Here is a 12,102-nt window from a genome sequence, read left to right on the forward strand (position 1 = left end):
AGATTGAGTTCTGGACAATGCAACTGCAACCAAAATTTACTGATTACTTCAATCGCCTGATTGCGGAATTTGAAGCCCAACATCCCGCTGTCCACGTGCGCTGGGTGGATATTCCTTGGACGGCAATGCAGACCAAAATTCTCATGGCGGTGTTGGCAGGCACTGCTCCCGATGTAGTGAACCTCAATCCCGACTTTGCAGCGTTGTTGGCAGGACGCAATGCTTGGCTAAATCTCAATGACTATGTAGCCCCCGCCGTCCGTGAGCGTTATCTACCGAATATCTGGCAGGCTACGACGTTAGAGGGCAAGAGCTTTGCTGTGCCGTGGTACCTCACCTCACGGGTAACGATTTATAACAAGGCGATTCTTGCCGCCGCTGGGGTCGATCGCCCCCCCCAAACCTTTGCAGAACTGGCCAGGGTGGCTAAAGCTGTGAAGGAAAAAACAGGTAAATATGCCTTCTTTATCACGATGGTGCCCGAGGACTCTGCCGAACTGATGCAGGCCATGGTGCAGATGGGGGTGAAGTTAGTAGATGATCAAGGCCGTGCTGCCTTTAATTCCCCCGCGGGCAAAGCTGTTTTCCAGTATTGGCTGGATCTCTATCGTCAGGGACTCTTGCCGCCGCAGGTGCTCACTGAAGGCCATCGCCAAGGCATTGAACTGTATCAATCGGGACAAACAGCTCTATTGATGACCAGTCCGGAATTTTTGAACGCGATCGCCACCAATGCCCCCGGTATTGCAGCTGTTTCAGCCCCCGCTCCCCAGTTGACGGGCGAGACTGGCAAAAAAAATGTTGCTGTGATGAATTTACTGGTGCCCCGCCAGAGTCGCCATCCTGAACTGGCTGTAGAATTTGCCCTCTTTGTCACCAATGATGAAAACCAACTTGCCTTTGCTAAGGAAGCAAATGTCCTGCCTTCTACACAAGCAGCCTTAGCGGATCCCTACTTTCGTACCATTGGCGAAAAGGCCACTCCTGTAGACATTGCCCGATCCGTCAGCGCTGCTCAAATGAGCCAAGCAGAGGTTCTCATTCCCCCGCTGCGGGATATTAAAGAACTACAACGACTCCTCTACGAGAATTTGCAGGCAGTTCTCTTAGGACAAAAGACAATTGATCAGGCACTCGAGGATGCAGAAACCGCATGGAATAGCCGTTGAGGATAAATGTTCCCACGTATCAAATCTCTACCTGTATGCCAAGCTCCACCACCTGTTCAGATGGCAGGCGGAAGTAGGTCATGGCATCCTCAGCATTGCGGTATAGCCAAGCAAATACAACCTTTTGCCAGTGGGTCATGCCGGGGGAATGGGTTGGGATGATGGTCCGACGGCCTAAGAAAAAACTCATGGGCTGGCCCTTGAGGGGGAGATTGAGGGCATGTTGGCAAGTTTCAAGGGCAAGTAGCAGATCCGGGCGATCGCGAAACCCCGAGGTAAGGATGATTTCATAAATACCAACATCGGTGACCCTATAGGCCAATTGTTCTGCCAAGGGCACATGGGGTATATTCGCAGTTGCTAAATGAATAAAGATCGTCTGCTGATGCAACACATGGTTATGCTGAAGGTTTTGAATAAAGCTGAGTGGAATCGTGCGGGGAACGGGTGAGAAGAAAACAGCAATCCCCGGCACACGTGCAACCCCTTGACTGAGCAGCTCCTTGAGGGAAAAGCGAGCATTCGCTTGCAGGAGTTGCTGACGCAGCAGAACCTGCCCTTGTCGCCACGTTCCTAAGAGCATATAGACAACCCCGCCGAAAGCGAGGGGATACCAGCCACCGTGGGGAATTTTGAGAGCGTTGCCGATGAGGAAAGCAATTTCAATCACTAAAATACTGACCCAAACAAGGCCAATTTGCACAATAGACCACCGCCATAGGTGCCGCGCCACCAGAATCAAGCAGAGGGTTGTAACCACCATGGTTAAGTTAACCGCCAAACCATAGGCACCTGCAAGTTCCGATGACTTTCTAAAGGTCATGACCAACAGCAGAACCGTAACCAGTAGCAACCAGTTGATTACAGGAATATAAATCTGACCACGGTGATGATCATCCGTAACATCAATGCGCAGGCGAGGCAGATAGCCTAACTTGATGGCCGCCGCCGTCATTGAAAAAGCGCCTGAAATCACTGCTTGAGACGCAATGACGGTGGCCAATGTACTGAGGATGACTAGGGGCAATACGCTCCACTCAGGTACAAGTTGGAAAAAGAGATTATGGGTCGCTGTTGGATGCTTGAGAATAAAAGCACCCTGCCCCAGATAATTCAAGGCAAGGGCGGGAAAGACCAGACCATACCACGCCAAGCGAATGGGCTGGATGCCAAAGTGTCCCATATCGGCATACATGGCCTCGGCACCCGTCAGTGCCAAAATCACCACTCCCAAGAGGAAAAACACTTGGGCAGGATGGCCGTAAAACAGTTGTACTCCCCACCAAGGATTGAGGGCATTCAGAATCGTGGGCTGCTCGAAGATGTGGATTGCCCCAAGGATGCCTAGGGTCATAAACCAGAGGAACATGATAGGGCCAAAGACCTGCCCCACTTGGGTGGTACCCCGATGTTGAAACCAAAACAACCCCACTAAAATCACCACCGTTAGCGGAACTGTCCAAGCCCCAAGCTGAGGACTGAGTACCTCTAACCCTTCAACCGCAGAGAGGACACTAATTGCAGGGGTAATCGTGCTATCTCCATAAAACATGGCCGCGCCCACCAGACCGAAAACGATTACCCAGCGCCGCCATTGGGAACTGAGGCGAATTCGCGAGAGGACAAGGGCCATCAGGGGAAAAATGCCACCTTCACCACCGTTGTCAGCACGCAGGGCAAAGGTTGCGTATTTCAGGGTTGGAATGAGGACAAGTGCCCAGAGGATCAAGGAGAGAATGCCGTAGATATTGGCAGGGGTAACTGCTAGGAGGTGGAGGGGATTAAAGGTTTCTTCAAAGGCATAGAGGGGACTTGTCCCTAGATCGCCATAGACGACGCCGAGGGCACCCAGAATAAGAAGCCTTGAGGGTTGGTGGTCAGCATTCGTTTTAGTCATGGCTGGATGGGGTGAGTTAGTGACTTAAGCTATCGAAGCGGATATTCGCTTGAGCCATGCGTTTAAGGGCTTCACCTAGGCGATCGCGATCGGCAATGAGACTGATCCGCACGTATCCTTCACCGCCTTCGCCAAAGGCATTGCCGGGGGTCACAACAATACCCGTTTCCTGAAGCAGCTTGAGGGCAAAATCTGTTGAACTCATGCCCAGGGGGACGGGCACCCAGAGATACATGGTTGCTTGGGTTGGGGTGAGTTGCCAGCCCAGTTCATTCAAGCCTTGAATCAGAAAATCCCGCCGCTGGCGATAGCGATCGCACACAGAGGCAATGTAGCTATCGGGCAGGCTCAGGGCCACCTCTGCAGCTTTCTGTAAAACTGAAAAAACCCCATAGTCCAAGTTGGTTTTCAGGGTACGCAAGCCCTGAATAATGTGGCGGTTGCCCACGACAAACCCAACCCGCCAGCCCGCCATGTTATAGGTTTTTGAGAGGGTATGGAACTCAACGCCGATTTCCTTGGCACCGGGGATTTCAAGTAAGCTGGTGGGTTGATAGCCATCAAAGGCCAGTTCGGCGTAGCAAAGGTCATGTACTAAAAGGATTTGGTATTCGCGGGCAAAGGCAACCACTGCTTCAAAAAAAGAGCGGGGGGCGATCGCCGCCGTGGGGTTGCTGGGATAGTTGAAGTACAAAACCTTGGCTTGGCGGGCAATGTCACTGGGAATCTCACTCAGATCAATGAGCCAACCCTTTTCCCGTTTGAGAATGAGGGGATAAATGTTGGCACCGGCGATCGCCGGCCCCCGAAAATGGGCAGGATAGGCCGGGCTAGGAACGAGGACGACATCCCCTGGATTCACGTAGGCAAGGGCCAGGTGTGTCAGTCCCTCTTTTGATCCCAAAAGGGGTAAGGCCTCACCCTCGGGATCAAGGGAAACATTGTAGCGGCGCTGATACCAGCGAGTAATGGCCTGACGGAAAACCGCTGTGCCTTCAAAGGGGGGATAACCGTGGTAGCTGGGTTCCTCAAAGGCAGCAATAGCCGCTTCAATCACTGGCCGCGGTGCTGAGCCATCCGGATTACCCATGCCCAAGTCAATGAGGTCGAGTCCCTGCTGCCGAGCCTTCAACTTTAGTTCATCAAGCCGAGCAAAAACATAGGGCGGCAATGCCCCAAGGCGATCGGCCGGCTGAATCCACTCTAATCCCATCTAGCGGGCACTCCCATCCAAGACTTTGGCGCTGTAGCCGACCACGGTGGACACCATTGCTTCTAGCACTAGATCAGGCGTCACGGGAAACGGCAGATAGTGAATATCGGAATGGGGCGCACAGGCAACCGTAGCGGCGTGCTGGAGTTGCGCCAAGCTGGCCTCTCGGAAGCCCAAATCCTCTAAACTCAGGGGCAGACCCACCTGTTCATAAAACTGGCAAAGTTGATGGCGAGCACTTGTGGCCAGTTGACTGCCTTGGACAATCTCTTCCAAGCGTAGTTGGACAAGAATACCGTAGGCCACTTTTTCACCGTGGAGGGTGCCCTGACTTTGGGGCAGTTGGGTCAAACCGTTGTGGATCGCATGGGCTGCTACTGTGCGGCATTGGGCACCCCCCAATCCACCGATCATTCCTGCCATCAGGACACTGGCATCAACCAGATTTTCCCAAGCGGGACTGCCCAGATTGTTCAAGGCTTCGGCAGACCGCTGTAGGAGAATATCGCGCAATACACGAGCTTGCTGTACAGCAGCGACAATCAGGGTTTCTTGGCGGTGGCCACTACTGACCGAAGCCTCATACCACTTGGCAAGGGCATCACCAATGCCGGCAAGCAGGGTTCGCTTCGGAGCTGTTTGAATCAGGGCGTAGTCCAATAGTAGCAGATCTGGGCAACGGTGGAGTGCCACATCATAGGCAAAAGCACCGGCCTCTGTATAAACATTGGAAAGGGCTGTCCAAGCGGCGCAGGTGGCTGCCGACGTGGGGATGGTCACCACGGGCAAGTGAAGTTGGTGCCCCAAGAGCTTAGCGGTATCCAGCGCTTTGCCACCGCCAATGCCGATGATCAGATCACTGCCTTGGGCCTCTTGGCGGAGTTGGGCAAGGGTAGACTCGCTGCACTCACCATGGAATGTTCCTACGGTGAAAGTAAGATCATGGGAGTGGGCGATCGCCTGCCACTCCTGCTCAAGCTGCTGATACCGCTGCGGTGAAACCACTAAAAGGGGATGATGCCCCAATTGCGCAATGGCTTCCCCTGCTTGGGAGAAAATTGACCAACCGCGATAGATGTGGGTAGGCGCGATGCAAAGGGATGAAAAAGCAGCAGTCACAGGCTGTACAAAGAAACTGTAGGAATTTCTCGCAGCATAGAGCGGTTTTCGCTCTTGCCATAGAGATTTTCCACTATCTTAACTACTTTTCTGCTGACTTTCCGTTTGCACGTACAAAATAATCAAAAACACGCTTGGCACCAGTACAAACAGGGCAGTTGCAATCAAGCCGAGTTGGTTGACTTCCATGGTATCTGTCCCACAACACTGAATTTTATTTTATCAATGCTGTGTGCCCCTTGGGGCATTGCCCTCAGCCAAGGTGGTGATCACGGATTCGGCAATTTTTTGGGCGGTTACGGGAGCCAGTAAAATACCGTTGCGGTAATGACCAGTGGCGAGCCAAGTGCGGTCATCCATTTTTTCGATGATTGGTGCCGGGCGATCGCTCGGACGCGGTCGCACTCCCTGCCACTGTTGTGTTAAAGGAGCTGTTTGCAAAACTGGCCAAAGCTCGCTGGCTCGTCCATGGAGTTGATCAAGGGTTTGTGGATTCCCAACTAAAGTGTTGAACTCCACAGTGGCACCTACCCACACTCGCCCCCAAGGCAAAGGGACAAAATGAATCCCTTCAGCGGTCATCACTGGTGTGTTCGCATCAATCTGACAGGCAAACTCTAGGGCTTGTCCTAAAACCGGTTCCAGAGTAACAGGGCGATCCAGGGCTTCGGTGAGGGGCGTTGTCCCCAGACCCGCCGCCAAGATGAGGTATTCAGTCTCCAGCGAAGTTTGATCCAATTCCAGAATCCACCCCCGCGATGGTTGGAGATGTCGGACCGGGGTTTGATAGAAGAACTTTACCCCCCGTTGACGCGCGGCTTGGCGCAGGGCTTGAGTCAAGGGTTTAGGGGTAACTTGGCGATCGCCCGTTGCCCAAAGGGCCCCGTGAATATGGTGAAGATCAAGAAGGGGACATTGATCTTGAACTTCGGCGGGAGAAAGCCACTGCACACCCTGGGGCGTCTGTTCCTGCAACCATGCTTGGGCGGCCATCGCCGCCGCTTCTGTGGTACAAATTTCAACAATGCCTTGGCGCTGGTAGGGAATCTTGATCCCAGTTTGCGCCTCCAGTTCTGGAATCAGGGTTTCGTAGCGTGCTAAACTGGCCTGGCGCAGCTGAAAGTTGCGTCCGCGCCGCCGCCGACTGAGATGGACGATGAGAACCCCTAGGGCGGCACCTGTTGCTTGCCAATCTTCCTCCCCCTGCGCTTCAAGGACCAGAATCGGGGTTTCCGCTGAATCAAGAACACAACTCAGTTCGTAGGCGATCGCCGCGCCCACCACCCCGGCGCCCACAATCGTCACCGTTGCATTTGCTGGCAGTGCCGTCACAGTGTTGCAATTGTATTCACTAATTCCCAGTTTTCATTTTCGGCGATGGCGCGACTCACACGGTCAAACCATTCAAAGCAGTGATTATTTTTCTTGAGGGTCAGTTCCTTGTTCTTGAGCACCAGATCAAACTTAGTGACATCCTTTTGGGGCGTGGTTTTATCAATCAGGACTTCAACTGTAACCAGTTGGGACATTGAAATAGTATCGAGCGTTCTCTCCCGTGCCACCACGTAATCGTCCCCTACATGGGTCACTGTCAAATCGCAGGCCTCTAGGGTTTGCACCAGCTCTTCCTTTAGCCGTGCCCGAGGGAGTGCAATGGTAACAACACGCGCATATCGAGCCATAACCGCCAAGTGGTAAACTAATAATCTGCGAATAATGGTTCTGGTGTACTCACGGCACAAATGGGGTGCTGTGACTGCTGGTGTGCCTAGGAAATCACAGGAAATTAAGCATCAGCCCCATTGTATGCGTTCCTTGCATCGTGCCGGCAGCATGCCGCGATTATATCAAACCTTTTCTTGACATTGCTGGATTCATGCATTCTGCTACCCATCCCTATGCGGGTTTATTTATTGTCCTAGAGGGGGGAGAGGGCGCCGGCAAAACCACTCAAATGGGGGCGATCGCCACGTGGTTAGAGGAAAGTGGCTGGCTGGCAAAACTACGATCCTCCCATGTTGATCCACCCTTACTCCTCACCCGTGAACCGGGAGGGACCCCCCTGGGCCAAGGTCTACGGCAATTGCTGCTCCATAGTGATTTAGAGATTGACCCCCTAGCGGAGCTGCTCCTCTATGCCGCCGATCGCGCCCAACATGTGGCCACTGGCATTCGTCCGCAACTGCAACGGGGGGGCATTGTCCTGTGCGATCGCTATACGGCTTCTACCGTTGCCTACCAAGGCTATGGGCGAGGGCTGGACTTGCAGATCATTGAGCACATCAACCAGATTGCTACGGGGGGTCTAGGAGCGGATTTAGTTCTCTGGTTAGATCTTCCCGTCGGTGTTGGTCTTGCCCGTACCCAACAGCGGGGCATAGCGGATCGCCTCGAGCAGAATGCGGTGGTCTTTCATGAGCGGGTTCGTCAGGGATTTATGGCCTTAGCTCAGCAAGGGAGCGATCGCTGGCAGCGGATTGATGCCGACCAACCCCTAGATCAGGTGAGTAAAGCTATTCAAGATTGCCTAGCAGCACATCTGCACCGCTGGTTTGAGACCTTGAAGAAGCGCCTGACTGGGGGCGATCGGGCCTTGCCATAGCTCTAGTCCTTCCTGAAAAATTTGCTCAATGGGCAGCATCTGGCCCCTGGTGGTCATAAAGCGGTGATCCGGTGTTGCCCAAATGGTCGAGCCATCCTCCAGTTGATACTCATACACGGGACGGAAGCCCTGAAAATGCCACTGGGCAATGGGCTGCGTATAAAGATGACCTTGGGCATCAAGACTATACACATGACAGGTCAACCGCTCCTGCACCAAGCGCCGAATGGGAACCGCACCATATTCCACGGTCATCACCGCGGTCTCACCACTCAGACAGTATTCAGCGAAATCCAGCATCTGCTTAAAAAGTTCTTGGGCTATGGCACTGGGCACACCATTTTTAGCTGCTCCCTCGATGAAGAGGGCTTCATGTTTTTCCATTTCCTCTTTTTTCTTTTTGCCCATCGCGCGGCGGAGGAGATCCGCTTGACCTAGGGAATAGCCCGCCAAGTCCTGTGCCATCCGCATAATCTGCTCCTGATAACACAGGACGCCGTAGGTTTCGCTTAAAATCGGCTTCAAAAGCTCATGTTGATATTGAATTGGTTCCCGCCCATGCTTGCGGTTAATGAATTTCGGGATCAGCCCAGCATCCAAAGGTCCCGGTCGATAGAGCGCCAGCACCGAGGAAATGTCCTCCAGATTCGAGGGCTTCAATTCACGGACAATTTGGCGCATCCCCGAGGATTCCAGTTGAAAAATTCCCTCCAGTTTACCTTCCGCTAACAGTTGATAGGTTTTGGCATCATCGAGGGGTAAAGCATCAAGGTCAATTCGCTGACCATGGTTTTTCTCGATCAGTTCTTGGGTTTTCTGGATCATGGTCAGATTTTTCAGACCCAGAAAGTCCATCTTCAGAAGGCCGAGGGATTCTAAATCCTCCATGAAGTACTGGGTAATCACTGCGCCATCGTTGTTGCGCTGCAGCGGCACCAGTTGATCCAAGGGTTCTGAGGCAATGACGACGCCAGCGGCATGGACACCATAGGTTTTGTTGGTGCCCTCAATGCGCATGGCCATATCAATCCAGCGGCGCACGAGCGGATCACTGTCGTACTTTTCCTTAAACTCCGGCGAGGGGGTTTCCTCGGAGATCATGACTGCCAATTTGACCGGTTTGCCCCGCACCACGGGAATCAGTTTCGCCATTTGATCCGCTTGGCTATAGGGAATATCCAGCACCCGTGCCACATCCTTGAGCACCGCCTTGGAGGTCATGCGGTTGAAGGTAATGATCTGGGCGACGCGATCGCTGCCGTATTTTTGGGTCACGTACTGGATGACTTCCTCGCGGCGGTCAATACAAAAGTCCGTATCAATGTCGGGCATGGACTTGCGCTCAGGATTCAAAAAGCGCTCAAAGAGCAAGCCATGGTGAACCGGATCAATGTTGGTAATGCGCAGGGCATAGGCCACAAGGGAACCCGCTGCCGATCCCCGGCCTGGACCCACGGGGATGTTGTGGTCGCGGGCATATTTGATGTAGTCCCAAACGACTAGGAAATAGTTGGAGAACCCCATCTGCTGGAGCATTTTGAGTTCGTATTCCAAACGCTGCCGATAGGTGGCCTCCAACTGTTGGCGATTGCTGAGGTGAAATCGCTCCAACAGTCCTTGCCATGCCACTTGCTCTAGGTAGGTATCTGCTGTATGGCCAGGCGGCACCGGAAACTCTGGACTTTGGGGCTCACGAAAGATGTTATAGGCTTCAATCTTGGCGGCTACTGCGAGGGTATTCGCCAAGGCCTCTTGAATGACCTCATCGGGCAAATGATCCCGAAACAGCCGAGCCATTTCAGCGGCGGATTTCAGGTACTCCGTACCGCTGTAGCGCATCCGCTTCTCATCACTGAGCAGCTTGTTGGTTTGGATACAAAGCAGGGCATCGTGGGCTTCAACGTCATGACAGGAAATAAAGTGGGAGTCATTGGTGGCAATAACTTTGATCCCCAACTCACGGCCAATGCGCACCAGTTCAACGTTCACCACCCGATCCTCTTGACTGCCGTGGTCTTGGATCTCAAGGTAAAAATCCTCACCAAAGGTCGCTTGATACCAAGCAGCAACACTGCGGGCCAACTCTGGCTTGCCCTGCAAAATGGCTTGGGGAATCTCACCGCCGAGGCAAGCACTGGTGACAATTAGCCCCTCACGGTATTGAGCCAACAGTTCTTTGTTGATGCAGGGGCGGGCAAAAATTCCCTTGCCCTGAAAGCCCTGAAGGTGAGAGATGGTGGTGAGTTTGCAGAGGTTATGGTAGCCCTGTTTATTTTTGGCCAGCACCACTTGGTGAAAGCGGGGTTTGCGCTCCTGCTTGGTGATGTCGCCATTGATGACATACATTTCATTGCCGATAATAGGCTTGATGGGCTTACCACGGCAGAGCTTTAGCAGTTCAATGGCACCATACATTACCCCGTGGTCCGTGAGGGCGATCGCGGGCATCCCCAATTCCATTGCCCGTGCCACTAGGTCGGGAAGCTGGCTGGCACCATCAAGAAGACTGTAATCACTGTGAATATGCAGACCGACAAAGGACATGGGCAACGGCTATCAACTTAGGAAAAAGCAAGAGACTAGGACAACTCAGGCAAGCTGTTGAGATAGGCCTTGAAATCCGCTTCAGCCTCGCGGAAGCTCTCTTGAGCTAGGGTGATACTATCGAGATCTGCCCCCTGATCAATTTTCAGGAAGTCATCGGTCAAGGCACGGGTCAAGGCCGTGGGGGTGGGTTGATCCTTTGCCAAAAGGTTGCGGTTGAGGGCTCGCATATCCATCAACATTTCACCGAGAGGGCCGCGCATAATGTTGCGGGCTTCCTGCCAATCACCTTTGGCTATGCTGACCTCTAAGTCAGCAAAGCGTTCGGCATTTTTCTCAATGTCGCTCAGGTAGTCTTGAATGCGAGTAATTTGCAACTCACTATAGGTGGGTGGGGGTGGGGTTGTGGCACTGGGGCCGCCACAGCCGACTAAAATAATAGCAACAATGCTTAATAGGATTGAAATTAGGGACTTTCGATTTAGACGCAGCATAGAACCTCAGCAGTCATATCGTGTCTTAAAAAACACGGTTCTATTCTGCCATGATCCCGTCGCGATCGCCCGCGCTGCAGCGAAGCTGTTTGCTCCCTTAGGGTATCTCTGTAGGGCAATCCCTGACACTGAGGGGATGTCCCCACACCACTGTTGCCTGATCGTAGATCACCATCCCCGGATTAGCGCCCTTCGGTTTTTGCACATACTTGCGGCGGGTATAGACGACGGGCACTTGGGCACTGGCTCGCGCTTGACTATGGTAGGCCGCTAAATCCGCCACGTATTGAATATCTTTGTCACTGGGCACCTCCCCCGCTTCAAGGCGGAGAATGACATGGCTGCCGGGAATCTCTTGGGTGTGAAACCACCAATCGTAGGGACTGGCAACGCGAAAGGTGAGATCGTCATTCTGACGGTTGTTGCGCCCCACAAGAACCGTGAAGCCACTCGGTGTCGTATAGCGTAGGTAGGGACTAGGGGTGGTTGGCGGACGATAGTAATCGGGGGCTATCAGGTATCCCTGTTGAATCAGTTCAGCCCGAATCTCCTCAAGGACATCTAAGGATGTGGCCGTAGCCAGGGTGGCCGCCACCTGATCCAAATAGGCAAGTTCCCCTTCAGCAGCCGTGAGGAGTGGGGTAATGTGCTGCTGGGCACGTTTCAGTTTTTGGTGTTGCCTGTATAACTCCTGAGCCGTTTGGATGGCGCTTTTTTCTGGGGAGAGGGCAATGGCGAGGGGTTCTTGGGTGGTAAAGTCCGTCACAATCAGTTCGGTCATGCCGGGTTGCCACAGGTGGGCATGGGCCATGAGTAAATCTGCGAGGTACCGTTGGCGATCGCCAACGGCGGCAGCGGCTAATTGTTCTCGAAAGCCCTCAATTTTGGCGATGAGTTTTTGCCGTTGTGCCTGTAGGCTCTGGTGTAACTGTTGCTGAAGTTGCTGTGTTTGCTGCTGCTGGAGTTGGTCTTGGTAATAGGTGGCCAGAATCTCGTGGATGCTAATGGTTGAGGGGGTCTGCACTCCAAGAGGGGGAATGACGCGATAGCCCGTTGCTGTGAAT

11 protein-coding genes are annotated in these 12,102 nt (G+C 53.2%); 2 read left to right on the forward strand and 9 right to left on the reverse strand.

The annotated features are described in order from the left end of the window. Nucleotides 1–1,169 (forward strand): sugar ABC transporter substrate-binding protein (locus tag H8Q75_RS10135; protein WP_297041437.1); only part of this gene is annotated, 1,169 nt, incomplete at its 5' end. 19 nt (nucleotides 1,170–1,188) lie between these two features. On the opposite strand, the gene H8Q75_RS10140 is transcribed toward H8Q75_RS10135, so the two are convergent. From H8Q75_RS10140 to H8Q75_RS10165, 6 genes are all read right to left on the reverse strand, one after another. Further along, complete coding sequence (locus H8Q75_RS10140) at nucleotides 1,189–3,066, reverse strand: KUP/HAK/KT family potassium transporter (RefSeq protein WP_297041440.1); 1,878 nt, start codon at nucleotides 3,064–3,066, stop codon at nucleotides 1,189–1,191. 16 nt (nucleotides 3,067–3,082) lie between these two features. Then, entirely contained in the window at nucleotides 3,083–4,279 is a 1,197-nt protein-coding gene (locus H8Q75_RS10145) for an aspartate aminotransferase (protein WP_024125316.1), read from the reverse strand. Continuing rightward, the gene (locus H8Q75_RS10150) at nucleotides 4,280–5,398 is read right to left on the reverse strand and encodes an iron-containing alcohol dehydrogenase family protein (protein WP_024125317.1); all 1,119 of its coding nucleotides are present in this window, start codon (nucleotides 5,396–5,398) and stop codon (nucleotides 4,280–4,282) included. Between the two features lie 78 nt (nucleotides 5,399–5,476). Then, nucleotides 5,477–5,587, reverse strand: coding sequence for a photosystem II reaction center protein PsbM (psbM, locus tag H8Q75_RS10155; protein WP_011057887.1), 111 nt, complete (start codon nucleotides 5,585–5,587; stop codon nucleotides 5,477–5,479). Between the two features lie 33 nt (nucleotides 5,588–5,620). Further along, nucleotides 5,621–6,703, reverse strand: coding sequence for an FAD-dependent oxidoreductase (locus H8Q75_RS10160; protein WP_297041445.1), 1,083 nt, complete (start codon nucleotides 6,701–6,703; stop codon nucleotides 5,621–5,623). Nucleotides 6,704–6,726: 23 nt separating this feature from the next. Beyond that, nucleotides 6,727–7,080 (reverse strand): hypothetical protein, encoded by a 354-nt coding sequence (locus tag H8Q75_RS10165; RefSeq protein ID WP_024125319.1) that lies wholly within the window; start codon nucleotides 7,078–7,080, stop codon nucleotides 6,727–6,729. A gap of 194 nt (nucleotides 7,081–7,274) precedes the next feature. Here H8Q75_RS10165 and tmk point away from each other — a divergent pair, with 194 nt between their 5' ends. Next, nucleotides 7,275–8,000: a dTMP kinase gene (gene tmk, locus H8Q75_RS10170; protein ID WP_024125320.1), complete on the forward strand. Its 726-nt coding sequence runs from the start codon at nucleotides 7,275–7,277 to the stop codon at nucleotides 7,998–8,000. Here tmk and H8Q75_RS10175 read toward each other — a convergent pair. The 3 genes from H8Q75_RS10175 to H8Q75_RS10185 form a co-directional block, all read right to left on the reverse strand. Beyond that, nucleotides 7,926–10,544 (reverse strand): trans-splicing intein-formed DNA polymerase III subunit alpha N-terminal partner DnaE-N, encoded by a 2,619-nt coding sequence (locus H8Q75_RS10175; RefSeq protein ID WP_024125321.1) that lies wholly within the window; start codon nucleotides 10,542–10,544, stop codon nucleotides 7,926–7,928. The genes tmk and H8Q75_RS10175 overlap by 75 nt on opposite strands. A 35-nt stretch (nucleotides 10,545–10,579) precedes the next feature. Then, on the reverse strand, nucleotides 10,580–11,038 hold the full coding sequence (psbQ, locus tag H8Q75_RS10180) for a photosystem II protein PsbQ (protein WP_297041450.1): 459 nt from the start codon (nucleotides 11,036–11,038) through the stop codon (nucleotides 10,580–10,582). A gap of 97 nt (nucleotides 11,039–11,135) precedes the next feature. After that, on the reverse strand, nucleotides 11,136–12,102 hold a 967-nt coding region (locus H8Q75_RS10185; RefSeq protein ID WP_297041453.1), incomplete at its 5' end, for an NFACT family protein.

It is taken from the genome of Thermosynechococcus sp. OHK43, assembly GCF_014466085.1.
Taxonomy (GTDB): domain Bacteria; phylum Cyanobacteriota; class Cyanobacteriia; order Thermosynechococcales; family Thermosynechococcaceae; genus Thermosynechococcus.